The following is a 24,232-nucleotide window of genomic DNA, read 5'->3' on the forward strand; positions in this document are numbered from 1 at the left end:
AAGGAATTGGACCAGATGGCCAGCGATAATGGCGGTCCCTGGGGCGGCGGTGGAAACCGTGGCGGCTCTGGTGGACGTCCCCCCTCGAATAATGATGGCAATCGCGGCGGCAACAATCGCCCCGGCGGTGATAGCCCCCAGATCCCGGAAATCGACGAGCTGATGAAAAAAGGCCAAGAGCAACTGCGTGTGCTCATGGGTGGCCGCGGTGACAGTCGCAAAGGCGGCGGTCAAGGCGGACAAGGTGCGGGCGGTCCCAGCATCGGACGCGGCTCGATTCTGCTGATCGCTCTTGTGGCGGTTGCGGTCTGGGTCTTTGCCAGCTTCTATCGCGTGGATACATCCGAGCAATCGGTCGAGCTGCTGTTCGGCGAGCGTTACGGCGTTGGGCAAGAAGGTCTGAATTTCGCACCTTGGCCCATCGTGACCAAAGAGATCTACCCGGTAACCCGTGAAAACGTCATCAACATCGGCGACGGTACTTCGGAAGGCCTTATGCTGACCGGGGACGAAAACATCGTTGATATCGACTTCCAGGTGGTGTGGAACATCTCGGACATCGAAGCCTTCGTGTTCAACCTGGCAGCGCCAGAAAACACCATTCAGGCCGTGTCGGAATCCGCTATGCGCGAGATTATTGCGCGGTCGCGTCTTGCCCCGGTGCTGACGTCAGATCGTGGTGTCATTGCGCAAGATCTGGAAGAGTTGATCCAGTCGACGCTTGATGGTTACGAATCTGGTGTGAACATCGTGCGTGTGAACTTTGACCGTGCTGACCCGCCGGCCGAAGTGATCGACAGCTTCCGTGAAGTGCAGGCCGCAGAACAGACCCGCGACACGTTGCAAAAACAAGCGGATGCTTATGCCAACCGCGTTGTCGCTGCGGCCCGTGGTGAAGCAGCCCAGTTGATGGAACAAGCCGAAGGTTACCGTGCCCGCGTGGTGAACGAAGCCGAAGGTGAAGCCGCGCGTTTCATTGCGGTCTATGACGAATTTGAGAAAGCACCGGATATCACGCGCAAGCGCCTGTATCTGGAGACGCTCGAGAAAGTTCTGTCGAATGTCGACAAGGTCATTCTTGACGAAGGCGTTGGCGGAAGCGGGGGCGTAGTGCCCTATCTGCCGCTAAATGAACTGTCGCGCAAAACGGACCAATCCAGCGGAGGGTCGAACTGATGAAACGTTCACAAATCGGTCTTTTCGTTCTGGCTGCGCTGATCTTCGGAGCAGTGCAATCGGTTTATATCGTTGACGAACGCCAGAAAGCGTTGCGTCTGTGGTTTGGTGAAGTTCAGGCCGAGATCTCGGATCCGGGCCTCTATTTCAAAATTCCGGTGCTGCATGAGATCGTCAAATATGACGACCGGATCCTGCCCTTGGACACCCGCAAGCTGGAAGTTACGCCAGCGGATGGGCGCCGTTTGGAAGTGGATGCATTTGCGCGCTGGCGCATCGCGGACGCCAAACAGTTCCGTCGTGCGGTTGGCGCAAGCTCGATCGCTGGGGCTGCACCACGTCTTGAACGCATCTTGAACGCCGAGCTGCGTGAGGTGCTGGGTAAAGTAAACTCGGGCGTAGTTCTGTCAGCCGACCGTGTGGTTCTGATGAACCAGATTCGCGATCAGGCACGCGTACAAGCCTTGTCGCTTGGCGTTGACATCGTTGACGTGCGGATCAAAAGCGCTGACCTGCCTCAGCAGAACCTTGAAGCCACATTTGAACGGATGCGTGCAGAACGTCAGCGTTTGGCTGCAGATGAGATCGCACGCGGTAACGAAGCCGCACAGCGGCTTCGTGCGACCGCAGATCGTACGGTGGTTGAAACCGTGTCAGAAGCCCGCAAGCAGGCTCAGATCATCCGGGGTGAGGCTGACGCCCGCCGCAACGGTATTCTGGCCGATGCGCTGGGCCGCGACCCAGAGTTCTACGCATTCTTCCGTTCGCTGGAAGCCTACGAGAACGCTTTGGGTGGCAGTAACTCGTCGCTGGTCATCACGCCGGATAGCGAGTTCTTTGACTATCTGAAATCGGATACGGGGCGGTAATGTCTACGATCCTATTGGGTATCGGGCTTGTGCTCGTGATCGAGGGGCTGGTGTTCGCACTGGCCCCTTCGCGTCTGGATGATCTGGTCGCGATGATGGCCGCTATGACCCGCGACCAAAGGCGTCTGATCGGGCTGGTTGCATTGGCACTTGGGGTGCTTTTGGTCTGGCTGTCAGGTGCTCGGCTTTGACGCGGGGAGCGATCCGATTTGACGCTGTGATCTTGCGAAAGCGCGATGATCTGCCTTGTTATATTATCGTGAAGCCCGAGATTGCGCATACGTTCTCGGGGGCATTCGAGGCCCACGTTACGATAAATGACAGCGCCCCTTTTCACCGGCGTATTCATCCGTGGGGCAAGGGGTCGGACGCGTATTTCTTCAATCTGACCCAAGTGCAATGCACCAAAGCTGGGGTGCGGACAGGTGACCGCTGCCGTATCGCCATATCGCCAGTGTGATCGTTCACGCTGTGTTACGCGCGTTCACATAGCGGTGAGGTCGCCGCCCAAACTTTGCGTTGCGCTTTTCGGCTCCTATCTAGAGACTATCATTTAAACGGATGCTTCATCCGGTAGTTATCGAAAAGGAGAGTAGTGTGAGAGCGCAGGCATACGCCATTAGGCAGGTGCAGTCAGAGTATTATCGGGGATTTGTCGCCCTGATCCTCGCGGTCGCCACTTTGTTGGCAACATCCCTTCGTGCAGATGCGCGCGGCGCGCCAGAAAGCTTCGCTGATCTGGCAGAGCAGGTCAGCCCCGCAGTTGTGAACATCACCACCTCGACAATCGTCGCAGGGCGCGAAGGTGGCCCTCAGCCGATGATCCCGGAAGGCAGCCCTTTTGAAGAGTTCTTCCGCGATTTCCTTGAGCGCAACCAACAGGGTCCAAATGGTGGTCAGCAACAGCAGCGCCAACGCCGTAGTCAGGCACTTGGGTCCGGATTTGTGATTTCCGAAGATGGGTTTATCGTCACCAACAACCACGTGATTGAAGGCGCAGACGAGATCCTGATCGAGTTTTTTGACCGTGATGAGCAGTTGGAAGCCAAGGTGATTGGTACGGATCCGAACACCGACATTGCGCTTTTGAAAGTCGAAAGCGACGAGCCGCTGACCTATGTCAGCTTCGGTGACAGCGACGTTATGCGCGTCGGCGATTGGGTGATGGCAGTGGGCAACCCGCTGGGGCAGGGCTTCTCGGTCTCGGCCGGGATCGTGTCACAGCGCAACCGCGAGCTGTCGGGCAATTACGACGACTACATCCAGACTGATGCGGCCATCAACCGGGGCAACTCGGGCGGTCCGCTGTTCAATATGGATGGACAGGTGATTGGCGTGAACACCGCGATCCTCAGCCCCAATGGTGGCTCAATCGGGATCGGGTTTGCTATGTCTTCGGCCGTGGTTGATCGTGTGATTGATCAGCTGAAAGAGTTCGGCGAAACTCGCCGTGGTTGGCTGGGCGTGCGCATTCAGGACATCTCGGACGATATCGCTGAAGCGCTTGGGCTGGAAAGCACCGATGGTGCTTTGGTGACCGACGTTCCCGAAGGTCCCGCCAAAGAGGCAGGCATTCAGGTCAATGACGTGATCCTTAGCTTTGACGGCGTAGATGTGACGGATTCGGGCGAACTTGTCCGCACGGTCGGCAACGCGCCTGTCGGCAGCGCTGTACGCGTGATGATCCTGCGTGATGGTAAAACCGAAACCATCTTGGTGACGCTTGGTCGCCGTGAAGATGCAGTTGCCGCGTCGACTACACCTGACGATGAAGAGCCGTCGACCCCTGCTGAACCCAGCAAGCTACTGGGCATGTCGCTGGCGCCCTTGGATGACAGCACCCGCGAAGCTTTGGGTTTGAACCCGGGTGAAGAGGGTCTGGCTGTTCTGGACATCGACGAAGACACCGAGGCCTTTGAGAAAGGCATCCGTGCGGGTGACGTGATCTCGGAAGCAGGTCAGCAGCCTGTCGCTTCGATCGAAGATCTCGAAGCAAGCCTGCAAGTCGCCCGTGATGGCGGCCGCAAATCGGTGCTGCTTCTGGTCCGTCGTGAAGGGAACCCGCGCTTCGTGGCATTGTCGCTGGAAGAGTAAACGGAAAAGAAATATCCCGCCGGACAGGTTCCGGCGGGCAAAACAAAACCCGCGCTGAATGGCGCGGGTTTCATTTTGCGTTTGTCCCTGAAACTATAAATTCAGTACAAGCGGGTTCGCGAGTGGCGAGGTCTTAGATCGCGTCGATATCGGCGCGGCAAAGCCCGATATCTTCAAGCTCACGATCCGTCAGCTTCGACAGGGCGTTGCGGGTCTCGCGAGCGTCATTCCAGGCGACCACAGCGGCAACAATGCCGCGCATGGCGTCGGACAGACGGCCCCCGAAGACGCCGCCAGTTACGGGAGTCATGGTTTCGAAAGCAGCCATTTTCGTGTCCTTCACAAAAAAGAGGTTGGGTGAGCTGAATTGCTCTGAAATGCCATCTAGGACCGAAAAATCGTTCTCACAAGCATGGTTTTTGCATGTCCCGTATGCGTTTTGTGCAACGGGTCGTTTTCGGGATTTGCAAGGTCGAAATTGGTCGGAAACTGGCAAAATATCGTGCAGGGAACGATCTGGCCCTGCAGTTTTTTGTTCGTATTTTATCGATCCTGGATTTTGAACCAGCACAAAAGTCTGTGTTGCTTAAATCTCGCTGGTCAATGTTCTCGTTTCGTGCTAGTTCTGGCGGTGCAACAAAAACGCGCCGAAAAGGCCGCAAAGCAGCAGAGCAGGGCAGGATATGCGTATCATAGGCATCGACCCGGGACTTCGAAATATGGGTTGGGGGGTCGTGGACACCGCGGGGACGCGTTTGTCACATGTCGCCAATGGCGTCTGCATGTCCCGAACGGGTGATCTCGCCTCGCGCCTGTTGTCTCTTCATGAACAATTGTCCGAAGTGGTGGCGCAGTTTCAGCCGGATACGGCAGCTGTTGAACAGACATTCGTGAACAAAGATGCGGTGGGTACCCTCAAACTGGGGCAGGCGCGCGGGATTGCGCTGCTGGTACCAGCACAGGCTGGGCTGAGCATTGGGGAATACGCCCCCAACGCGGTGAAGAAAGCAGTGGTGGGCGTGGGCCATGCGGATAAGAAGCAGGTGGACCATATGGTGCGGATGCAATTGCCGGGCGTGCAAATCACCGGGCCAGACGCCGCAGACGCATTGGCGATTGCGATTTGCCATTCCTTCCACGCACAGAACGCAGGCCGGCTTGAGGCCGCAGTGAAAAGGGCGACAGCATGATCGGACGGATCGCAGGACGCATTGACTATCGGGCTGACGATCACGTGCTGATCGACGTGAAGGGCGTAGGATATCTGGTCTATGTCTCGGACCGGACCATGTCGGCGCTGCCCGCAGCGGGCGAGGCTGTGGCGCTTTATACAGACCTGTTAGTTCGCGAAGACAATTTGCAGCTTTTTGGGTTTACTTCGCTGGTCGAGAAAGAATGGCATCGCCTATTGATGAGCGTGCAAGGCGTGGGGGCGAAAGCCTCGATGGCCATTTTGGGTACGCTGGGCGCGGACGGGGTCAGTCGCGCGATTGCCTTGGGCGACTGGAACGCGGTGAAGGCGGCCAAAGGGATTGGCCCCAAAACGGCGCAGCGCGTCGTGAATGAACTGAAAGACAAGGCGGCACGTGTTATGGCACTGGCGGGGGCAGGGGGCAGCACCAATGCTGTACCGGTTGATGGTACAGACGACGCCGTAGTTGAAGTCGTGACGCCCGCGCCTGCGCCTACCGTTCCTGATACACCCAATGCAGACCCGGCCGCACAGGCCGAGGCGCTGTCAGCCCTGACCAATCTTGGATACGCCCCCGGCGAAGCCGCGTCCGCCGTAGCTCAGGCCCTGGGCGATGACCCTGCGCTGAAAACTGCGGGGCTAATCCGGTCAGCGCTGAAACTGCTTGCGCCCAAAGGCTAAGGGTTAAAGGATTAACTTATGTCGAATTCGGACCCAGCTTTCAGCCCAGATCCCACCCTGCGCCCTGCGCCCACACCGGAAGAGCGCGTGGAAGTGGACCGCGCCCTGCGCCCACAGGCGCTGGGGGATTTCATCGGTCAGGCCGAGGCCCGCGCAAACCTGCGTGTTTTCATCGAAAGTGCCCGCCGCCGGAACGAGGCGATGGATCATGTGCTGTTCCACGGCCCGCCCGGTCTGGGGAAAACCACTCTGGCACAGATCATGGCGCGCGAGCTTGGGGTGAACTTCCGTATGACGTCTGGGCCGGTGTTGGCCAAGGCGGGCGATCTGGCGGCAATTCTGACCAATCTGGAAGCCAATGACGTTCTGTTCATTGACGAGATCCACCGCCTGAACCCGGTCGTCGAAGAAGTGCTCTATCCCGCGATGGAGGATTTCGAGCTGGATTTGGTAATTGGCGAAGGCCCCGCCGCGCGCACCGTGCGGATCGAGCTTCAGCCTTTCACGCTGGTCGGCGCGACCACCCGTTTGGGCCTGCTGACGACGCCTTTGCGTGACCGGTTCGGCATTCCAACGCGGCTTCAGTTCTATACGGTGGACGAGCTGCACGAGATCGTCTCGCGCAACGCAATCAAACTGGGCGCCCCCGCCGACGAGGATGGTGCGCATGAGATTGCCAAACGCGCCCGCGGCACGCCCCGGATCGCGGGCCGACTTTTGCGCCGCGTGGTGGATTTCGCTGTGGTCGAAGGCGACGGGCGCATCACGCGTGATATTGCCGACAATGCGCTGACACGGCTGGGTGTCGACAATCTGGGCCTTGATGGCGCGGACCGGCGCTATATGGGGCTGATGGCGGAACATTACGGTGGCGGTCCCGTCGGGATCGAAACGCTCTCGGCGGCCCTGTCCGAGAGCCGCGACGCGCTGGAAGAGGTGATCGAGCCTTTCCTGCTGCAGCAAGGTCTGATCCAACGCACCCCGCGCGGGCGGATGCTGGGGCAGCGCGCGTGGTCGCATCTGGGTCTGACGGCTCCGAAGCCCGAGAAGCCGGGACAGGGGCAATTGTTCGAGGGTTAAGACTTGCAACAGGCGGCCGCCTGCGCGACACACAGCGCCAAGTAAGGAGACCGCCCATGACCGACGCCCCTCAGATGCCCCCTTTGATGTCGCCCGAAGACGTCACAGCCCATTTCACGCGGCCTGATGGCAGCTTCACCTTTGCCCGTTGGGGCCGTCCAATTGTGCCGGTGGTCTTCGGCGTCGAGGAAGAAACGCTTGAGATCGTCAAGGGCGCGATCGAAGCGGTTGTGGTTTTGGCTGGTCATAAAATGGCCGAGACCGATCCCGAGCTGGGAGCCAACTTGATGGTGTTCTTCTTCCGCGATTGGGACGAGCTGTTGGACGTTCCCAAACTGGGCGAAATGATCCCGGATCTTGAGCCATTGGTGGCGCGTTTAAAAACCGCCGGTGCCAGCCAATACCGCGCCTTCCGCTTTGACAATGACGGGGCCATCCAAGCCTGTTTCACCTTTGTGTGCATGTCGGGCGAGATGGCTGAGCAACCTGCCGAAAGCATCGCCTTGGCGCAGGCCGTTCAGGCTGTCATCCTCTGGGGCGAGGGCGCATTTGGCGCGAAAAGCCCTTTGGCGCTGCTGCCTGATGGTCAAACTATCCTTCGCCCGGAAATTGCGGCCCTAATCAAAGCGGCCTATGACCCGATCTTGCCGCCCTGTGCGGGCGATGCGTCTCATGCGTTGCGCATGTATGCGCGGATGCAGGTGGCGGTGCCGGATGGTGAAACACAGCATTAATGCGAAGTTTTATCGCTCTTCCCTTGCCTGACGAAATTGCGGATGAGTTAGAGCGTTTTGCCGCGCGGCTTAAGCTTGGACGTCCTCAACCCTTCGAGAACCTGCATATCACGCTGGCCTTTCTGGGGGATCAGCCTCGCGACGCACTACTGGATGTGCATGAGGTTCTGGAAGCGACACCGCTTCCTGCGGTAGATGCCGAGTTCACAGGACTCGAACCTCTGGGCGGCAAGCAGCCTTCAGTGTTGGGGTGGATGGTGTCAGGTGTTGACGGGTTGCAAAAGCAAGTCCTGTCTTGTGTGCGACGGGCCGGCATCATGCTGCCACATCGCCGGTTTCGGGCCCATGTGACATTGGCTAGGTTGCCGCGCAAACCGATGCCCGAGGACATGGCCTCGTTGGGGCACGCGTTGGAAACCCATGGGGCGGTGCGCTTCCGGGCCGTTCCGCTGAACATCCTTTCGTTGTATCAATCCGAGTTGCACCCAGATGGAGCGCGATACGAGGTCTTGGCGGACTATCCTCTCACGTTCTAGAGTGCATAAAATTACGAGGCCCCCATGCATCAATTCCCCATCCGCGTTTACTATGAAGACACCGACATGGCCGGGATCGTCTATTACGCCAACTATCTGCGCTATATCGAACGGGCGCGATCAGATTGGGTGCGCGAGATCGGGATTGATCAGAATGCCATGCGGGACGAGGGGTTGGTTTTTGCCGTGCGCCGGGTCGAGGCGGATTACATATCGCCCGCAAAATTTGACGATGAGTTACAGGTTGAAACATCTGTTGAGCAGGTGACCGCCGCACGTCTGGTGCTGAAACAAGTGGTTAAACGCGACGAACAGCCCTTGTTTCAGGCGGTTGTGACCATTGTTTGCATTGCGGACTCAGGCGCGCCCGCGCGCCTTCCGGCAAATATTCGCCTGTTGGTCCACTGAAATCGCAGCATTTCCTGCCGATGACGCGGTTTTGATAGCCATCATCCTGTGCTTGGGCTAACATTCGTGCAGAAAAGCGGCCCAAAGAGGCGGCGGTACAGAGGCAGAGTTATGGAAACGGAAGCGCTTTCGGCAGCGGCGGAGATTGATTTCTCCTTCTTGGCCCTATTTTTACGTGCGACATTCACAGTGAAGCTGGTGATGCTTCTGCTGATTGTTGCGTCGATCTGGTCCTGGGCGATCATCATTACGAAATTCATGGCTTTCCGGCGCACCCGCGCCGAGGCAGAGGTGTTTGACCGCAAGTTCTGGTCGGGCGAACCACTGGACGAGCTGTTCGACCAAATCGGTGCAAGCCCGGATGGATCGGCGGAAAAGGTTTTTGCGGCAGGGATGCTGGAATGGCGACGCTCGCACCGTGCGGATGGCGGTTTGATAGCCAACGCGCAGTCACGGATTGATCGATCGATGGATGTTGCAATCGCAAAAGAAGGCGAAGACCTGAACAAGGGGCTGAGCTTTTTGGCGACGGTCGCAGCGACCGCTCCGTTCGTTGGGCTTTTCGGCACTGTCTGGGGTATCATGAACGCCTTTATCGAAATCGCGCAGCAACAGAACACCAACCTTGCCGTTGTGGCTCCCGGCATCGCCGAGGCACTTTTGGCAACTGGTCTGGGCCTTCTGGCTGCGATCCCGGCGGCGGTCTTCTACAACAAGCTGAGCGTGGACAGCGACAACATCCTTGCGGGCTACGAGGCGTTCGCGGACGAGTTCGCCACCATCCTCAGCCGTCAGTTGGACAGTTAAGATGGGCGCGAATGTGCAAAGCAGCGGGGGTGCCGATCGGCGCGCTCGTCGTGGGCGCCGTCGTGGCAAGCATCGCCGCGTGATGGCGGAAATCAACGTGACGCCTTTCGTGGACGTCATGCTGGTGCTTCTGATTATCTTCATGGTGGCAGCTCCCCTGTCGGTGGTCGGCGTGCCAGTCGAGCTGTCACAGACGGCGGCGAAGTCATTAGACGCACCCGAGGAAGAACCACTGGCCATTACCATCAATGCGGAAGGCCAGGTCTTCCTGCAAACCACCGAAATCGCGCGCGACGATCTGATCCCGCGCCTTCGCGCCATCGCGGCAGAGCGTGTGGACGACAAGATCTTCCTGCGGATTGACGGTCAGGTCGAATGGGACACCACGGCCCAGATCATGGGCGCTTTGAACGCGGCAGGCTTTTCCAAGATCGGTTTCGTGACCGAAGGTGGTGGCCCGACGCTGACCGGGCAGGGGAACTGAGGTCAGGATGCGCAAGGGGCTGTATATCTCGACAGCCGCTCATGGGGTTTTGATCCTGTGGGTGCTTTTCGGCGGGGTCTTCAAGTGGGACCGCGATGAAGAGTTTGTGCGAGTATCTGATGTCTCGTTCATTTCTGAAGATGAATTTGCGGCGCTGAGCGGCCCCGCGGGCGAGGCGAATGCCCCTGAAAACACACCGGCCCCTGCGCCGCGTCCCGAACCAGAACCGGAACCAGAGCCTGCACCAGTGCCAGAGCCGGAACCTGCGCCGGAACCAGAACCTGCACCGGAACCCGAACCGGAACCCGAACCTCAGCCCGAGCCTGAGATCGCTCCCGAACCAGAAACCGCGCCTCCGGCCCCTGCGCCGCGTGTGGCACCAGAAGCTGCGCCCGAACCGGAAACTCCGGTCGAAGAAGCGCCCGACCCGGTCGACGCTGTGACGCCTGAACCTTCGCCTGAAGCCGCGCCCGCCCCGGAAGAGGTGACGCCCGCCGCGCCGCCTGAAGCCACGACCGAGATCGTGACCGAGGCCGAGGAACCTGTGGAAGAACCATCCGCCGCGCCCGCGACTTCTCAGCGTCCGAAATCGCGCCCCAACCGCCCGCGCCCGCAGGTGGCCCAGCCAGAGACACCGACCGAAACGCCGCCCGAAGCGCCCGCTGCGGATGCCAACGCTGTGGCCGCGGCAGTTGCCAACGAAGTTGCCGGTGGAACACAGGACTCGCCTGCGCAGGACATCCCGTTGGGCCCACCACTGACGCGTGGTGAAAAGGATGGCTTGCGCGTTGCGGTCAGCCAGTGCTGGAACCTTGGATCATCCTCGACCGATGCACTATCCACGACCGTCGTCGTTCTGGTCACGATGAGCCGCGAAGGCAAACCCGAAGGCATTACGCTGGACAGTTGGGAAGGCCCGAACCAAGCGGCGGCAAACACAGCGTTCCAGGCCGCGCGTCGGGCGGTCATCCGCTGTGGTGCCCGCGGCTTTGACCTGCCTGCCGAGAAATACGGTCAATGGCGCGAGATCGAAATGACTTTTAACCCCGACAAGATGAGGATCAAGTGATGCGGAAATGCCGAATGTCACAGCTCGTTACGGGGCGAATGGTCAGTTTCACGCCAGTTTTCGCCAAAATTTCCCCTGCCGTTGGTGGGGGGATCGGAATTATGCCTAAGTTAAACAAAATCAAAGGGGCATTCGAGCAATGAAAAGAAGGTCTGAACAGATGAAATTCGGTCTGAAAAAGGTCTCGTGCCTGATGGTAGCCTGTGCGGCGCTGGCTGCTGGCGTTCTGTCCCCGACGACGGTTGCAGCACAATCGGGCGGCCCTCTGCGGATCGAGATCACCGATGGTGTCATCGAGCCCTTGCCCTTCGCCATTCCCGATTTTGTCGCTGAAGATGGTGGATCGGCGGATGTCGCAAGCTCGATCTCGCGCGTTATTGCGGCGGACTTGGCAAGAACGGGGCTTTTCCGAGAAATTCCGCAAGACGCGTTTATCTCGGGTGTTTCAAATTTTTCCGACTCGGTTGCTTATGCCGACTGGAAAGCGATCAACGCACAGGCGCTGATCACTGGGGCTGTCACCAGCTCGGGCGGCAACATCAATGTGAAGTTCCGTGTTTTCGACGTATTCTCGGGTCAGCCCTTGGGTGAAGGCCTACAGTTTTCGGGCGCGGCAGGAGGCTGGCGTCGCATGGCGCACAAGGTCGCCGATATTGTGTACAGTCGCATTACGGGCGAAAGCGGGTACTTTGACAGCCGCGTGGTGTTCGTGGCTGAAAGCGGCCCGAAGAATGCCCGCCGCAAGCGTCTAGCAATCATGGACTATGACGGCGCGAATGTGCAGTACCTGACCGACAGTTCGGCGCTGGTGTTGGCACCGCGCTTCTCTCCCCAAGGGGATCGGGTGCTGTATACCAGTTATGAAACCGGCTTCCCGCAAGTATACCTGTTGGATGTCGCGACGGTGGGGCGGCGTGTTCTGTCCAGCCAAGAGGGCACCATGACCTTCGCGCCGCGCTTTTCGCCCGATGGGCGCACCGTTGTGTATTCGCTGTCAGCTGGCGGTAATACTGACCTCTACACAATGGACATTGCCAGCGGGCAATCCCGCCGGTTGACGCAAGCGCCTTCGATCGAGACCGCACCCAGTTTCTCGCCCGATGGATCGAAGATTGTGTTTGAAAGTGATCGCTCGGGCAACCAGCAGCTTTATGTCATGCCCGCCACTGGCGGCGAGGCGTCGCGGATCAGTTTTGGACAAGGTCGCTATGGCACGCCGGTTTGGTCCCCTCGTGGCGACCTGATTGCATTCACCAAGCAGAACGCTGGCCGGTTCCATATCGGTGTGATGCGTACTGATGGATCCGAAGAGCGGCTTTTGACGGCGTCCTTTTTGGACGAAGGCCCGACATGGTCGCCCAATGGGCGCGTGATTATGTTTACCCGCGAAAGCCAAGGGGCCTCGGGTGAAGCGGCGCTGTATTCGGTGGACATCACCGGGCGCAACCTGCGCCGGGTGCTGACCGACGGAGCCGCATCTGACCCCGCTTGGTCGCCCTTGTTGAACTAACCAGATGGGGCGCAAAAGCGCGCTCCGTTTTCAAACCGCCGGTGAAATGCTAAACTTCCGGCAAGAATGTGAAAGAGCACGCCCAAACAGGGCAAAAAATACAGGAAAGACCATGAAACATATTGCGATGACAGCGCTGTTCGTGGGCGCATTGGCCGTGTCGGCCTGTTCGAACGACCGCTTTGGAAATGGCCGCTTTGGTGGCGGCGCTGATGGCGCTGGTGCAGGTTTTGTAGCTGGCAGCGCCTCTGACCCGCGCTCGCCGGCCTACTTCAACCAGACCGTTGGTGACCGCGTTCTCTTTGCCGTGGACCAGTCGACGCTTAGCCCGGAAGCCGTTCAGGTGCTGACCCAGCAAGCCACGTGGCTGATCGAAAATACCTCCTATACAGCGGTGATTGAAGGTCACGCCGATGAACAAGGCACGCGCGAGTACAACCTTGCACTGGGTGCGCGCCGCGCGTCGGCTGTTCAGAACTTTTTGATTGATCGCGGAGTCGCGCCGAACCGTCTGCAGACCGTCAGCTATGGTAAAGAACGTCCGCTCGAGATTTGCTCGGACGAGGCATGCTATTCCAAGAACCGCCGCGCAGTGACCGTGCTGGCCGCTGGTGCGATCACCAGCTGATCCAACTGGACGAAGAGGACCTGAGATATGGTTTCAAGATCTTTGAAAGCCTTGTTGCTTGGCGCTGTTCTGGTGGGGGCACCCACCTTGGCGTCCGCGCAGGACCGTGCGCAATCGCTTGCTGATATTCGGCAAGAGCTGACTGTTCTATATGTCGAAATCCAAAAGCTGAAGACCGAGTTGTCGACCACCGGCAGCGCCAATGTGACCACCGGCGTGGGCAGCCTGTCTCAGCGCATGGCCGCAATTGAAGGTGAGCTGTCTCGGTTGACGTCGCTGACCGAACAGCTGGAGTTCCGCATCAACTCGATTGTGAAAGATGGCACCAACCGGATCGGCGATCTTGAGTTCCGTCTGGTCGAGCTGGAAGGCGGCGATATTTCCAAACTAGGCGAAGCCTCGACCCTTGGGGGCGGCGCTGCGCCGACAGGCCCGGTGGCTGCTCCGGCGCCGTCGACTGCACCAGCGACCGAGCTTGCCGTCGGCGAGAAACAGGATTTCGATACCGCAGGTGTCGCGCTTGAGGCTGGCGATTATGCTCAGGCTGCGACCTTGTTCACGCAGTTTGTCGAAAACTATCCTGGCAGCCCTTTGACCTCGGAAGCGCATTTCCAGCGGGGCGAGGCCTTTACCGGGGCAGGTGACATTAAGAATGCTGCACGCGCGTATCTGAATGCCTTTTCCGGTGCCCCAAACAGCGAGCGCGCGCCAGATGCGCTTTATCGGCTTGGACATTCATTGGGTGGTCTTGGGCAAATCAACGAAGCCTGTGCCACCTTGACCGAAGTCGGTAAGCGTTTCCCAGGTGCGCCCGCTGTCGCGGATGCACAAGCGTCTCGTCAGTCGCTTGGTTGCCCGTGACGCCCGAGCAGACATTCGAAAATGCCCTAATCCGGGCCCGCCTACGCGGGCCCGTTTCGCGTCTTGGACTGGCCGTGTCAGGGGGCAGCGACAGCATGGCAATGCTGGCTTTGGCAGCAGATTGGGCTAAGGCGCAGCAGGGTGAACTTCGGATTGCTACTGTTGATCACGGGTTACGTGCAGACGCCGCGGACGAGGCCGCTTGGGTCAAGGACCGCTGTGCAGAGCATGGCCTTTCCCATGACACCCTCACTTGGTCCGAGACGCCAAACGGGAATGTCCAAAGCGCGGCCCGCACTGCACGATATGATCTACTGGCTAATTGGGCGCGCGATCTGGATCTGGATGCCGTCGCCGTCGCCCATACTGCCGATGATCAGGCCGAGACCTTCGTGATGCGTCTGGCGCGCGGATCTGGAGTGGATGGTCTTTCGTCGATGCGGAATGACTGGGTGGCCCAGAATATGCGATGGCTGCGCCCAGTGCTTGCCGTGGGACGTGAAGATTTGCGGATGTATCTGACGGCACGTGGGATGGGATGGGTTGATGACCCCTCGAACTCCGACACACGATATGAACGGGTCCGGGTGCGCAAGGCGATGGATGATTTGGCCCGTTTGGGCTTGGACCGCGACCGGCTGGTCAGCACGGCACATCGCATGGCCGAGGCACGCATCGCATTAACTCAGGCCGCAGTCGATGCCGCCGAGACTTGTGCCAGTGTTGCATTGGGGGACGTCGTGTTTGACGCGGCAGCTTATGTGGCTCTGCCGTCCGAGACCCGTCATCGCCTTCTGGCGGCGGCTATCCGCTTTGTGTCCGGGGCCACGTATCGCCCGCGGTATGACGCGTTGAAAGAGGTTGAAGCACAGGTGCTTGACGGACAACGACGAACCCTGTCGGGCTGCACTATGACTTTGAAAGCGGGGGAACTTATCGTTGGACGCGAGTTGAATGCGCTCCGTGCCGAAACCGCGCGGCCAGGTGAGCATTGGGATGGGCGCTGGGGTGTGATTGGCCCTGAAACCGCGCAGGTCCGCGCTTTGGGGCAGGCCATCACGGACTGCAAGAACTGGCGCGCGACTGGCCATCCCCGTGACCGCTTGATGACCACGCCCGCACTGTTCGAGGGCACCAATTTGTTGGCTGCCCCTGCGGCTGGATTCTCATGCGAAGGTGTCGAACTGGATGGGCCGCGGATGACTGATTTTCTAAACGCCATTTTATCGCATTGAACCTTGGCCAATCATCCCTATTTTAAGGAAACAGCGTTAAGCTTCCTGCTTAGCGCTCTGTCGCTATGGCATCTAAAGGAGATCCCCCTTGGGCAACGCGAGAAATTTCGCCTTTTGGATTGTACTGTTCGTGCTGATCCTGGCCTTGTTCAACCTGTTCTCGAACGGTCAGTCCGGCCTTGCATCGTCTCAGGCAACCTATTCGGAGTTTATCGCCGCCGTTGAGGGCGACAATGTAAAATCCGTAACGCTTGATGGCGAAAAGCTTGTCTATCAGGCTGCTGATGGAAAGATCTATCAAACCGTTGTTCCGCGTGATGCGGCCGTGACGGATTTTCTGATTTCTGAAGGCGTTGAAGTAACTGCTGAACCGCAGCAGCAATCTGGTTTCATGAGCATTGTGACGCTGCTTCTGCCGGTCGCTCTGCTGATCGGTTTCTGGTTCTTTATGATGAACCGGATGCAAGGTCGCGGGGGCGGCGGTGCCATGGGCTTTGGCAAATCGAAAGCCAAGATGTTGACCGAGCGTGAAGGCCGCGTGACTTTTGATGATGTCGCCGGCATCGACGAAGCTAAGGAAGAGCTGGAAGAGATCGTGGAATTCCTGCGCAACCCGCAGAAATTCAGCCGCCTTGGTGGCCAGATCCCCAAAGGTGCGCTTCTTGTTGGTCCTCCTGGAACTGGTAAGACGCTTTTGGCGCGCGCGATTGCAGGCGAAGCTGGCGTACCCTTCTTCACCATTTCGGGTTCTGACTTTGTCGAGATGTTCGTGGGTGTGGGTGCAAGCCGCGTCCGTGACATGTTCGAACAGGCCAAGAAAAATGCGCCCTGTATCGTTTTCATCGACGAGATCGACGCCGTGGGCCGGTCGCGTGGCGCTGGCTACGGTGGTGGTAATGACGAACGCGAACAGACGCTCAACCAGCTTCTGGTCGAAATGGACGGCTTTGAAGCCAATGAAGGCGTGATCATTCTGGCTGCGACCAACCGTCGTGACGTGCTGGATCCGGCACTGCTGCGTCCCGGTCGTTTCGACCGTCAGGTCACTGTGCCGAACCCGGACATCAAAGGCCGCGAGAAAATTCTGGGCGTTCATGCCCGCAAAGTGCCGCTGGGCCCCGATGCTGACATGCGCATCATCGCGCGCGGCACGCCGGGCTTCTCGGGTGCTGATCTGGCAAACCTCGTGAACGAGGCCGCGCTGATGGCTGCTCGTGTAGGGCGTCGTTTCGTGACCATGGAAGATTTTGAGAACGCGAAAGACAAGGTCATGATGGGGGCTGAGCGTCGGTCCATGGTTTTGACTGATGACCAGAAAGAAAAGACCGCCTATCACGAAGCTGGCCACGCTGTTGTCGGCTTGAAGCTGCCGCAATGTGACCCGGTCTATAAGGCGACCATCATTCCGCGCGGTGGGGCTCTGGGCATGGTTGTGTCTCTGCCCGAAATTGACCGCCTAAACTGGCACAAGTCGGAATGCGAAGAAAAGCTGGCCATGACCATGGCGGGCAAGGCTGCCGAGATCATCAAGTATGGCGAAGAGAATGTGTCGAACGGTCCGGCTGGGGATATCCAGCAGGCATCCGGTCTGGCACGTGCCATGGTGATGCGCTGGGGTATGTCTGACAAGGTGGGCAATATCGACTATGCCGAAGCGCATGAAGGCTATCAGGGCAACACCGCTGGCTTCTCGGTCTCGGCGCATACCAAAGAGCTGATCGAGGGGGAAGTAAAAGGCTTCATCCAGAACGGCTATGAGACCGCGTTCAAACTCCTGAAAGAGTACGAACAGGAATGGGAAAATCTGGCGCAGGGTCTGTTGGAATACGAAACCCTGACCGGTGCGGAAATCGAGCGCGTAATGAAGGGCGAACCGCCCCATGCGTCCGATGACGATGATACGCCAGACGAAGGTAACGCCCCGTCGGTCGCGGCCATCCCGAAAACCAAACCGCGTAAGAAGTCGTCAGACGATGGCGGGATGGAACCGGAACCCACTGCATAAAACGATAAAACCCCAGAGCGCTGCTCTGGGGTTTTTCTTTCAGGCTGACATAAGGCGTGAGTTGCCACTGAACGCGCAACCGGGCAGGGTCGTGCAAAACGACAGGAAGCCTCATGCCCGCATTAATCCCCTCGGAATACACCGCAACGATTACTTGGCTTGGGGTCACGCCTGACCGCGACGCCACCATGCACAGCGTCGCGCGTGATGCAGTGGACGTGACCTATGACGGAATTGCGGGCGAGGCGCGCGCGGGATTGATGCGTGCATCGTGCCCCCGCGTGACAAACCAATATCCAAGGGGGACGGAAATTCGGAACACGCGACAGATCTCGATCCTGTCGGCCGAGGAGCTGGCAGAGGCGGCGCAAACGTTGCATCTGGACGCGTTGGATCCCGCGTGGCTTGGCGCATCCTTGATTGTCGAAGGTATTCCTGATTTCACGCATGTGCCGCCATCCTCGCGTCTCATGTCCGAAAACGGCACCTGTCTTGTGATCGACATGGAAAATCGCCCCTGCAACATCGCGGGACGCGAGGTTGAGCGCGCCGTGCCCGGCCATGGTATCGGATACAAGCAGGCAGCACAGGGCAAACGGGGTGTAACTGCTTGGGTGGAGCACGCCGGAGCCTTGAAAATCGGGGATCAACTGCGCCTGTTCGTGCCCGATCAGCGTGCTTGGAGCCCCAAGTAGATCAGAACGACAATCGCGGCGGAAATCTTGGTGCCTTTCAAGAACCTTCGGGGTGGATCAGAAACGTTGCGTCACCGATCCGACGAAATCGGCGGCAAACATGTCGGATTTCACCCTGTGAGTCGGGATTTGGATCGTTATGCAGAGGAAGATATTTGGCTGCAGCGCTAACAGGGATGCAGCCGCCTTGAACATGCTCTCGTTTCTGAAGGATCTGCCATGAGCTATAAATCTGACATCGAAATTGCCCGCGAAGCCAAAAAACGCCCGATTCAGGAAATCGGCGACAAGCTGGGCATTCCGACCGAGCACCTGCTGCCCTATGGCCACGACAAAGCCAAAGTCAGCCAAGAGTTCATTAACTCGGTCCAGTCCAAAGAGGACGGCAAGCTGATCCTCGTGACCGCAATCAACCCGACTCCGGCGGGCGAAGGTAAAACCACCACGACCGTAGGTCTGGGCGACGGCCTTAACCGCATCGGCAAGAACGCCATGGTCTGTATCCGCGAAGCCTCGCTGGGTCCGAACTTCGGTATGAAGGGTGGTGCTGCTGGTGGCGGTTACGCGCAGATCGTTCCGATGGAGGAGATGAACCTTCACTTCACGGGCGACTTCCATGCTATCACCTCGGCGCACTCGCTGCTGTCGGCCATGATCGACAACCACATCTACTGGGGCAACGAGCTGGAGATCGACGAGCGTCGTGTTGCGTGGCGTCGTGTGGTCGACATGAACGACCGCGCTCTGCGTGACATCGTATGTTCGCTGGGTGGCGTGGCCAACGGCTTCCCGCGTCAGACTGGATATGACATCACCGTTGCCTCGGAAGTGATGGCGATCCTGTGTCTGGCCAACGATCTGCAAGACCTGCAGAAGCGTCTGGGCGACATCATCGTGGCCTACACCCGCGAACGTAAAGCCATCTACTGCCGCGATATCGGTGCGGACGGTGCAATGACCGTTCTGCTGAAAGACGCCATGCAGCCGAACCTGGTGCAGACGCTGGAAAACAACCCGGCCTTCGTCCACGGCGGCCCGTTTGCCAACATCGCACACGGCTGTAACTCGGTCATCGCGACCACCACCGCTCTGAAACTGGCCGACTATGTCGTGACCGAAGCCGGTTTCGGTGCTGACCTTGGCGCCGAGAAGTTCATGAACATCAAGTGCCGTAAGGCCGGTCTGGCCCCCTCGGTGGTCGTACTGGTTGCCACTGTGCGTGCGATGAAGATGAACGGCGGTGTTGCGAAAGCCGATCTGGGCGACGAAAACGTCGACGCCGTAAACGCCGGTTGCGACAACCTTGGTCGTCACATCGAGAACCTGAAGGGCTTTGGTGTGCCGGTTGTTGTTGCCATCAACCACTTCGTCAACGACACCGACGCCGAAGTTGCTGCGGTCAAAGACTACGTGGACGGCCACGGTGCCGAAGCAATCGTGTCGCGTCACTGGGAACTGGGTTCGGAAGGCTCGGAAGCGCTGGCTACTCGCGTTGCTGAAATCGCCGATGCAGACGTTGCATCGTTCGCTCCGATCTATCCGGACGACATGCCGCTGTTTGAGAAGATCGAGACCATCGCCAAGCGCATCTACCGCGCCGACGAAGTTCTGGCCGACGCCAAAGTGCGCAACCAGCTACGTGACTGGGAAGAAGCTGGCTACGGTGATCTGCCGGTCTGCATGGCGAAGACACAATACTCGTTCTCGACCGACCCGTCGCTTCGCGGCGCGCCCACCGGCCATTCGGTTCCGGTGCGCGAGGTTCGCCTGTCAGCGGGCGCTGGCTTCATCGTTGTCGTCTGCGGCGACATCATGACCATGCCGGGCCTGCCACGCAAACCTGCGGCTCTGTCCATCGGCCTGAATGCCGAAGGCGAGATCGAAGGCCTGTTCTAAACACTATCAAGAAGGGCGGGGATGACCCGCCCTTCACTTTTACGACCCCCAATAATTCCCGCGAAGAAGGAGAGGCCATGATTGGCAATACTGCCACTCTGATCGACGGCAAGGCGATTGCTGCCGATATGCGCAAGGATGTGGCCGCACGCGCAGCCGAACTTACCGAAAAAGGCTGGTCGCCCAAACTGGTGTCGCTGTCTGTCGGTGACGTCGCCGCAGCCGAGCTTTACGTGCGCAACCAACAGAAACAGGCGGAAAGCGCCGGGGTCGAGTTCGAGGCGCGCAACTATCCCTCTGAGACTTCGCTGGAGCAGCTGACCGGCATCATCCAAGGTCTGAACGCCGACCCGCGCGTGAACGGCATCATCATTCAGCGCCCGCTGCCCGATCATATCCCGGTGAAAACCCTGCAAAAGCTGGTCCATCCGCTGAAGGATGTGGAAGGGATGCACCCCGCGTCCATCGGCAATATCGTCTATAACGATCTGGCGCTTGGGCCCTGTACCGCTGTGGCGGCTGTGGAAATCCTGAAAACTCTACCCTTGGATATGGAAGGGCTGAACGTCACCGTGATCGGCCATTCCGAGATTGTCGGAAAGCCCATCGCCTTCCTGCTTATGGGGTTGGGTGCAACGGTTACCGTCTGTCACCACATGACCCGTTCAGTCGCGATGCATAGCCGCGCTGCAGATGCCGTGTTCGTCGCCGTGGGCAAGCCCGGACTGGTGACGGGCGAGATGCTGAAACCCGGTTGCGCCGTGATCGACATTGGCATCAACCGCGTTGACGGGAAGACCGTGGGCGACGCGGATTTCGAAAGCTGCAGCCAAGTTGCCGGCTGGATTACCCCGGTTCCCGGCGGTGTCGGCCCCGTGACGGTTGCGACCCTCATGTCCAACGCGGTATTGGCAACTGAAATGCAGATGAATCACTATCGTGACGCCTATGCGCGTTCCGAGTTTGACTGACGAATAAGGAGAGCGTGATGACGGCTCAGATCATTGATGGCAAAGCGTTTGCGGCAACTGTCCGCGAGAAGGTCGCCGCCCATGTGTCCCGTGTGAAAGAAGAAAGCGGCATCACGCCCGGTCTGGCCGTGGTGCTGGTGGGTGAAGATCCCGCGTCTCAGGTTTATGTCCGCTCGAAGGGCAAACAGACCGTCGAAGCGGGCATGAACAGCTATGAGCACAAGCTCGACGCCGACACCTCGGAAGAGGATCTGCTGGCGTTGATCGACAAGCTGAACAACGACCCTGCTGTGCATGGTATTCTGGTGCAGCTGCCGCTGCCCGGTCACCTGAACGAAGACCTTGTGATCAACTCGATCGACCCGGCCAAGGATGTGGATGGGTTCCACATCTCGAACGTCGGCCTTCTGGGCACCGGTCAGAAGTCGATGGTCCCCTGCACCCCGCTGGGCTGCCTGATGATGCTGCGCGACCACCACGGGTCTCTGTCGGGGCTGAACGCCGTTGTCATTGGCCGCTCGAACATCGTTGGCAAGCCGATGGCGCAACTGCTGCTGGGCGATAGCTGCACCGTCACCATCGCGCATAGCCGCACCAAAGACCTGCCCGAGGTCGTGCGCGGCGCGGACATCGTTGTCGCCGCCGTGGGCCGCCCGGAAATGGTGCCCGGAGACTGGATCCGCGAAGGCGCCACCGTGATCGACGTGGGCATCAACCGGATCGAACGTGACGGAAAAAACAAGCTGGTCGGCGACGTGGACTTTGAAAGCGCCTCGAAAGTGGCTGGCGCCATCACCCCGGTTCCCGGCGGCGTCGGCCCGATGACCATCGCCTGCCTTCTGGCCAACACCCTGACCGCCTGCTGCCGCGCCAACGGCCTGGCCGAGCCGGATGGGCTGACGGCGTAAGCTGAGGATCTAAGAGAATTGAGGCGGCGTCAGGGGAACTTGGCGCCGTTTTTTGCTAGATGACGGCTTTGCGGGACGAAGCGGACATACGTCGCATTCAAATGAATGTCCTCTATTTCGAGGCAAAGCGAAGGTCGGTTGAGCAGGTTTTTCGGATGTCGAAAGTCAGCTCGCATAGACTCGGTTCAGCAAAACGACATCCTTGATCAGAATTTGGGTGGGCATTGCTTAGCAGATTGATCCCGTAGAGAGAGGTTGATGTTATCCGGATTGACTGTTTGAATGTATCATCAGCTCGCCAAAGCGCCTTAAGATATTGCGAAAAATGAAGGAACGGAGTTTTCCTGTTGTCTGGCATAACCAGTATTCTATCTTCAATTTTCGAATTTCTCCCACCTTTCGCATTCGTGGTGCTTTTCACGATGTCTGCATTTTCGGCGACGATTATGCGCGAAAGCAAGGTGCTGGGCTCTATCTGCCTGACCATCACGGTGACAATTGTCGTGGCGTTGCTTGGCCAGGGCTCAATGGTCGGCTCGATTCTGGTGATCGCTGTCGTCATACCGGTTGTGATAGCGGCCAGTGTCTGGGCTTTTTTGTTGATCATTCTGGTACCGCGTAAATTTGGATTGGGTGGGCTTGCGGCAGCCTCCTTGGCGACTGGAATAGCCTTGGGTGGCTCCGTCTGGTATGGTCAAACAGTTCCCGCTGGATCGTGCTCGGAAACATCGGTGGACGTCGCAGTCCAGGGTGCGACCTATACGGTTCCAATTGAGTTTCGGGCCGCATTGAAGGGGCCATGGAGCGGCGCGCGCTACGCTTGGGAGCACAATTATCAGCAGGGCGACCGCGATGAAGACAGGCGAGACTTGAGGTCCGTCTGTGCATTGACCGATGAAAACACAAAACCCATCGATGCAAGCGTAATTGAAGTCCTTGGGGATTGGAGAACGTTCGATCAAGTCGAAGCGACCTGTCGAGAGATCAGTGTGCCAACCGATATGTGTGATGGGTACGACAGAGCTTTGATGAAAATTTTGGCCGAGGTGATAATTACAAATACGCCAGATCGGTACGCATATTACCAGGATGTCGGAGCATCCTGTACCGGCGAGCCTCCGAGTAAAATCCGCTGCTTAGCGCGCATTGACATTGAGAATGGCCCATCAGTCATGGCACGCACGTATCATGTCGAGGCGGCGTCTCAAGATGACGTCACTGAAGATTTAAGCCGCTTGATTGAATACATATTGTTATCGATGCAGTCCAAAAGTGGCGGTTAAGAAGTATAGCTGATCGGTTTTCGATACATTTCGAAAACTCGTATTATCGTGGCCGTTAAAGTGAAAACCTGCACAGTGTAAGTGTTCTTCCTTACTCTTAAGCCAGCAAATCCTTGCTCAATGGGCGCGTCAAAAATGACAACACCTCACCGTCAAAACACGAACTCAGTTCCTGAATGCAATTGACCAAGCCTTGCCACAGATCATGAGCGGACATTTGTGCAAGGTGCAGCATGGGTTACTCTGGGCTCCGAGCAGTAATTCGTCCAATGAAACCACCTCTCAATCCTTAAACTCCGCCTTTCGCTTCTGCATCCCGGCCATCACCGCCTCCATCTGATTGGGCGTGCCCATCAGCTTCTCTTGCGCTTTGCTCTCCGCAATCAGCGTTTCGCGGATGTCCAGCAACTCAGTCTCGCGGATCAGGGCTTTGGCGGCGCGGATGGCGTCGGGGGATTTTGATGCGATCTCGGCGGCGATGGCGTGGGCGCGCTCTAGCGGCGTGTCAGAGATTTCGGTTACAAAACCCCAATCCAGCGCGGCGGGGGCCTCGAACTGCTCAGCGGAGTAGGTCAGCTTGCGGATCACGTCGCCCCGCGCCAAGCGGCGCATCAGGACCATGCCACCCATGTCGGGGATGATGCCCCAGCGGCCCTCCATGATCGAAAACCGCGTGTCGGGGGCGGCAATTCGCATGTCGGCGCCCAACATGATTTGGAACGCGCCTCCAAACGCATAGCCATGCACAGCAGCGATCACAGGCTGAGGCATCTCGGCCCAGACCATGCTGGCGGCTTGGAAGAGGTTTGAATTGTTGTGCGTGCGTTCCAGAAACACGCCGCCTTGCATCGCGAACTGTGCGATCTGGGGCATGGCGTTCAGGTCCAGCCCGGCAGAAAACGCAGGCCCGTCGCCGGTCAGCACCACGGCGCGGATGTCCTTGCGTGCGGCCAGTGTTTCGCCCGCGTCGACGATGGCGCGGATCATGTCCAGATCCAGCGCGTTGCGCTTGTCCGCGCGAGTCAGCGTGACGGTGGCGACTTGGTTTTCTTCGGTAATGCGAACGCGATCTGACATGTCTACTTCCTTTGTGTTGGTCGAAACCTGCGC

Annotated in this window: 27 protein-coding genes; 25 read left to right on the top strand and 2 right to left on the bottom strand. The window is 58.6% G+C overall.

Features of this window, described 5'->3' with window-relative positions:
* The first annotated feature begins 15 nt into the window (after positions 1 to 15).
* From hflK to ACP15F_RS04040, 5 genes are all read left to right on the top strand, one after another.
* Positions 16 to 1,176, top strand: coding sequence for an FtsH protease activity modulator HflK (hflK, locus tag ACP15F_RS04020; protein WP_424939549.1), 1,161 nt, complete (start codon positions 16 to 18; stop codon positions 1,174 to 1,176).
* Complete coding sequence (gene hflC / locus ACP15F_RS04025) at positions 1,176 to 2,045, top strand: protease modulator HflC (protein ID WP_424939550.1); 870 nt, start codon at positions 1,176 to 1,178, stop codon at positions 2,043 to 2,045. The genes hflK and hflC overlap by 1 nt, the downstream gene beginning before the upstream one ends.
* Positions 2,045 to 2,236: a DUF2065 family protein gene (locus ACP15F_RS04030; protein WP_424939551.1), complete on the top strand. Its 192-nt coding sequence runs from the start codon at positions 2,045 to 2,047 to the stop codon at positions 2,234 to 2,236. The genes hflC and ACP15F_RS04030 overlap by 1 nt, the downstream gene beginning before the upstream one ends.
* Positions 2,237 to 2,262: 26 nt before the next feature.
* A complete protein-coding gene (locus ACP15F_RS04035; protein ID WP_424940936.1) occupies positions 2,263 to 2,505 on the top strand; it encodes a hypothetical protein in 243 nt (80 codons plus the stop codon).
* A 101-nt stretch (positions 2,506 to 2,606) separates the two neighbouring features.
* Positions 2,607 to 4,139, top strand: a complete 1,533-nt coding sequence (locus ACP15F_RS04040) for a Do family serine endopeptidase (RefSeq protein WP_424939552.1) — start codon at positions 2,607 to 2,609, stop codon at positions 4,137 to 4,139.
* A gap of 133 nt (positions 4,140 to 4,272) precedes the next feature.
* Here the strand turns inward: ACP15F_RS04040 and ACP15F_RS04045 are convergent, their stop codons facing one another.
* On the bottom strand, positions 4,273 to 4,467 hold the full coding sequence (locus tag ACP15F_RS04045; RefSeq protein ID WP_163036771.1) for a DUF1127 domain-containing protein: 195 nt from the start codon (positions 4,465 to 4,467) through the stop codon (positions 4,273 to 4,275).
* Between the two features lie 95 nt (positions 4,468 to 4,562).
* Between ACP15F_RS04045 and ACP15F_RS04050 the strand changes: the two genes are divergently transcribed.
* From ACP15F_RS04050 to ACP15F_RS04145, 20 genes are all read left to right on the top strand, one after another.
* Positions 4,563 to 4,835, top strand: coding sequence for a hypothetical protein (locus ACP15F_RS04050; RefSeq protein ID WP_424939553.1), 273 nt, complete (start codon positions 4,563 to 4,565; stop codon positions 4,833 to 4,835).
* Entirely contained in the window at positions 4,823 to 5,329 is a 507-nt protein-coding gene (ruvC, locus tag ACP15F_RS04055) for a crossover junction endodeoxyribonuclease RuvC (protein ID WP_424939554.1), read from the top strand. The genes ACP15F_RS04050 and ruvC overlap by 13 nt, the downstream gene beginning before the upstream one ends.
* Positions 5,326 to 6,012: a Holliday junction branch migration protein RuvA gene (ruvA, locus tag ACP15F_RS04060; protein ID WP_424939555.1), complete on the top strand. Its 687-nt coding sequence runs from the start codon at positions 5,326 to 5,328 to the stop codon at positions 6,010 to 6,012. Before ruvC ends, ruvA begins: the two co-directional genes overlap by 4 nt.
* 18 nt (positions 6,013 to 6,030) lie before the next feature.
* Positions 6,031 to 7,092 (top strand): Holliday junction branch migration DNA helicase RuvB, encoded by a 1,062-nt coding sequence (gene ruvB, locus ACP15F_RS04065; protein ID WP_424939556.1) that lies wholly within the window; start codon positions 6,031 to 6,033, stop codon positions 7,090 to 7,092.
* A gap of 74 nt (positions 7,093 to 7,166) precedes the next feature.
* Positions 7,167 to 7,826, top strand: a complete 660-nt coding sequence (locus ACP15F_RS04070) for a hypothetical protein (protein ID WP_424940937.1) — start codon at positions 7,167 to 7,169, stop codon at positions 7,824 to 7,826.
* Positions 7,826 to 8,362 carry an RNA 2',3'-cyclic phosphodiesterase gene (thpR, locus tag ACP15F_RS04075; protein ID WP_424939557.1) on the top strand — a complete coding sequence of 179 codons (537 nt, stop codon included), beginning with the start codon at positions 7,826 to 7,828 and terminating at the stop codon, positions 8,360 to 8,362. The genes ACP15F_RS04070 and thpR overlap by 1 nt, the downstream gene beginning before the upstream one ends.
* A 24-nt stretch (positions 8,363 to 8,386) precedes the next feature.
* On the top strand, positions 8,387 to 8,770 hold the full coding sequence (gene ybgC, locus ACP15F_RS04080) for a tol-pal system-associated acyl-CoA thioesterase (RefSeq protein ID WP_424939558.1): 384 nt from the start codon (positions 8,387 to 8,389) through the stop codon (positions 8,768 to 8,770).
* Positions 8,771 to 8,881: 111 nt separating this feature from the next.
* Positions 8,882 to 9,577, top strand: a complete 696-nt coding sequence (gene tolQ / locus ACP15F_RS04085) for a protein TolQ (protein WP_424939559.1) — start codon at positions 8,882 to 8,884, stop codon at positions 9,575 to 9,577.
* A 1-nt stretch (position 9,578) separates the two neighbouring features.
* Positions 9,579 to 10,061, top strand: coding sequence for an ExbD/TolR family protein (locus ACP15F_RS04090; protein WP_424939560.1), 483 nt, complete (start codon positions 9,579 to 9,581; stop codon positions 10,059 to 10,061).
* 7 nt (positions 10,062 to 10,068) lie between these two features.
* A complete protein-coding gene (locus ACP15F_RS04095) occupies positions 10,069 to 11,130 on the top strand; it encodes a hypothetical protein (RefSeq protein ID WP_424939561.1) in 1,062 nt (353 codons plus the stop codon).
* Positions 11,131 to 11,323: 193 nt separating this feature from the next.
* The gene (gene tolB / locus ACP15F_RS04100; RefSeq protein ID WP_424940938.1) at positions 11,324 to 12,640 is read left to right on the top strand and encodes a Tol-Pal system beta propeller repeat protein TolB; all 1,317 of its coding nucleotides are present in this window, start codon (positions 11,324 to 11,326) and stop codon (positions 12,638 to 12,640) included.
* A 112-nt stretch (positions 12,641 to 12,752) separates the two neighbouring features.
* Positions 12,753 to 13,268, top strand: coding sequence for a peptidoglycan-associated lipoprotein Pal (gene pal / locus ACP15F_RS04105; RefSeq protein WP_424939562.1), 516 nt, complete (start codon positions 12,753 to 12,755; stop codon positions 13,266 to 13,268).
* Between the two features lie 27 nt (positions 13,269 to 13,295).
* Positions 13,296 to 14,129, top strand: a complete 834-nt coding sequence (gene ybgF / locus ACP15F_RS04110) for a tol-pal system protein YbgF (RefSeq protein WP_424939563.1) — start codon at positions 13,296 to 13,298, stop codon at positions 14,127 to 14,129.
* A gap of 74 nt (positions 14,130 to 14,203) precedes the next feature.
* On the top strand, positions 14,204 to 15,364 hold the full coding sequence (gene tilS / locus ACP15F_RS04115) for a tRNA lysidine(34) synthetase TilS (RefSeq protein ID WP_424939564.1): 1,161 nt from the start codon (positions 14,204 to 14,206) through the stop codon (positions 15,362 to 15,364).
* 88 nt (positions 15,365 to 15,452) lie between these two features.
* Positions 15,453 to 17,369: an ATP-dependent zinc metalloprotease FtsH gene (ftsH, locus tag ACP15F_RS04120; RefSeq protein WP_424939565.1), complete on the top strand. Its 1,917-nt coding sequence runs from the start codon at positions 15,453 to 15,455 to the stop codon at positions 17,367 to 17,369.
* Positions 17,370 to 17,482: 113 nt separating this feature from the next.
* Positions 17,483 to 18,064: an MOSC domain-containing protein gene (locus ACP15F_RS04125; protein ID WP_424939566.1), complete on the top strand. Its 582-nt coding sequence runs from the start codon at positions 17,483 to 17,485 to the stop codon at positions 18,062 to 18,064.
* Positions 18,065 to 18,283: 219 nt separating this feature from the next.
* Positions 18,284 to 19,960 (top strand): formate--tetrahydrofolate ligase, encoded by a 1,677-nt coding sequence (locus ACP15F_RS04130; protein ID WP_424939567.1) that lies wholly within the window; start codon positions 18,284 to 18,286, stop codon positions 19,958 to 19,960.
* 77 nt (positions 19,961 to 20,037) lie between these two features.
* A complete protein-coding gene (locus ACP15F_RS04135) occupies positions 20,038 to 20,931 on the top strand; it encodes a bifunctional 5,10-methylenetetrahydrofolate dehydrogenase/5,10-methenyltetrahydrofolate cyclohydrolase (RefSeq protein WP_424939568.1) in 894 nt (297 codons plus the stop codon).
* Between the two features lie 17 nt (positions 20,932 to 20,948).
* Positions 20,949 to 21,839, top strand: a complete 891-nt coding sequence (gene folD, locus ACP15F_RS04140) for a bifunctional methylenetetrahydrofolate dehydrogenase/methenyltetrahydrofolate cyclohydrolase FolD (protein WP_424939569.1) — start codon at positions 20,949 to 20,951, stop codon at positions 21,837 to 21,839.
* 347 nt (positions 21,840 to 22,186) lie between these two features.
* Positions 22,187 to 23,122 carry a hypothetical protein gene (locus ACP15F_RS04145; protein WP_424939570.1) on the top strand — a complete coding sequence of 312 codons (936 nt, stop codon included), beginning with the start codon at positions 22,187 to 22,189 and terminating at the stop codon, positions 23,120 to 23,122.
* Between the two features lie 282 nt (positions 23,123 to 23,404).
* On the opposite strand, the gene ACP15F_RS04150 is transcribed toward ACP15F_RS04145, so the two are convergent.
* Complete coding sequence (locus tag ACP15F_RS04150) at positions 23,405 to 24,199, bottom strand: crotonase/enoyl-CoA hydratase family protein (protein ID WP_424939571.1); 795 nt, start codon at positions 24,197 to 24,199, stop codon at positions 23,405 to 23,407.
* Positions 24,200 to 24,232 lie beyond the last annotated feature (33 nt).

Origin of the sequence: Aliiroseovarius sp. S253 (genome assembly GCF_049800855.1) — a bacterium.
In the GTDB taxonomy this organism is placed as follows: domain Bacteria; phylum Pseudomonadota; class Alphaproteobacteria; order Rhodobacterales; family Rhodobacteraceae; genus Aliiroseovarius.

Excerpts from the sequence above, each read along its gene's own strand:
- ACP15F_RS04150 (WP_424939571.1), bottom strand. The coding sequence starts at position 24,199 with ATGTCAGATCGCGTTCGCATTACCGAAGAAAACCAAGTCGCCACCGTC.
- ACP15F_RS04130 (WP_424939567.1), top strand. The coding sequence starts at position 18,284 with ATGAGCTATAAATCTGACATCGAAATTGCCCGCGAAGCCAAAAAACGC.
- ACP15F_RS04135 (WP_424939568.1), top strand. The coding sequence starts at position 20,038 with ATGATTGGCAATACTGCCACTCTGATCGACGGCAAGGCGATTGCTGCC.
- thpR (WP_424939557.1), top strand. The coding sequence starts at position 7,826 with ATGCGAAGTTTTATCGCTCTTCCCTTGCCTGACGAAATTGCGGATGAG.
- ACP15F_RS04070 (WP_424940937.1), top strand. The coding sequence starts at position 7,167 with ATGCCCCCTTTGATGTCGCCCGAAGACGTCACAGCCCATTTCACGCGG.
- ybgC (WP_424939558.1), top strand. The coding sequence starts at position 8,387 with ATGCATCAATTCCCCATCCGCGTTTACTATGAAGACACCGACATGGCC.
- tolB (WP_424940938.1), top strand. The coding sequence starts at position 11,324 with ATGGTAGCCTGTGCGGCGCTGGCTGCTGGCGTTCTGTCCCCGACGACG.
- ruvA (WP_424939555.1), top strand. The coding sequence starts at position 5,326 with ATGATCGGACGGATCGCAGGACGCATTGACTATCGGGCTGACGATCAC.
- ACP15F_RS04040 (WP_424939552.1), top strand. The coding sequence starts at position 2,607 with ATGCTTCATCCGGTAGTTATCGAAAAGGAGAGTAGTGTGAGAGCGCAG.
- ACP15F_RS04045 (WP_163036771.1), bottom strand. The coding sequence starts at position 4,467 with ATGGCTGCTTTCGAAACCATGACTCCCGTAACTGGCGGCGTCTTCGGG.
- ACP15F_RS04030 (WP_424939551.1), top strand. The coding sequence starts at position 2,045 with ATGTCTACGATCCTATTGGGTATCGGGCTTGTGCTCGTGATCGAGGGG.
- pal (WP_424939562.1), top strand. The coding sequence starts at position 12,753 with ATGAAACATATTGCGATGACAGCGCTGTTCGTGGGCGCATTGGCCGTG.
- ACP15F_RS04095 (WP_424939561.1), top strand. The coding sequence starts at position 10,069 with ATGCGCAAGGGGCTGTATATCTCGACAGCCGCTCATGGGGTTTTGATC.
- ruvB (WP_424939556.1), top strand. The coding sequence starts at position 6,031 with ATGTCGAATTCGGACCCAGCTTTCAGCCCAGATCCCACCCTGCGCCCT.
- hflC (WP_424939550.1), top strand. The coding sequence starts at position 1,176 with ATGAAACGTTCACAAATCGGTCTTTTCGTTCTGGCTGCGCTGATCTTC.
- ACP15F_RS04090 (WP_424939560.1), top strand. The coding sequence starts at position 9,579 with ATGGGCGCGAATGTGCAAAGCAGCGGGGGTGCCGATCGGCGCGCTCGT.
- ACP15F_RS04125 (WP_424939566.1), top strand. The coding sequence starts at position 17,483 with ATGCCCGCATTAATCCCCTCGGAATACACCGCAACGATTACTTGGCTT.
- ybgF (WP_424939563.1), top strand. The coding sequence starts at position 13,296 with ATGGTTTCAAGATCTTTGAAAGCCTTGTTGCTTGGCGCTGTTCTGGTG.
- ACP15F_RS04050 (WP_424939553.1), top strand. The coding sequence starts at position 4,563 with ATGTCCCGTATGCGTTTTGTGCAACGGGTCGTTTTCGGGATTTGCAAG.
- hflK (WP_424939549.1), top strand. The coding sequence starts at position 16 with ATGGCCAGCGATAATGGCGGTCCCTGGGGCGGCGGTGGAAACCGTGGC.
- ruvC (WP_424939554.1), top strand. The coding sequence starts at position 4,823 with ATGCGTATCATAGGCATCGACCCGGGACTTCGAAATATGGGTTGGGGG.
- folD (WP_424939569.1), top strand. The coding sequence starts at position 20,949 with ATGACGGCTCAGATCATTGATGGCAAAGCGTTTGCGGCAACTGTCCGC.
- tolQ (WP_424939559.1), top strand. The coding sequence starts at position 8,882 with ATGGAAACGGAAGCGCTTTCGGCAGCGGCGGAGATTGATTTCTCCTTC.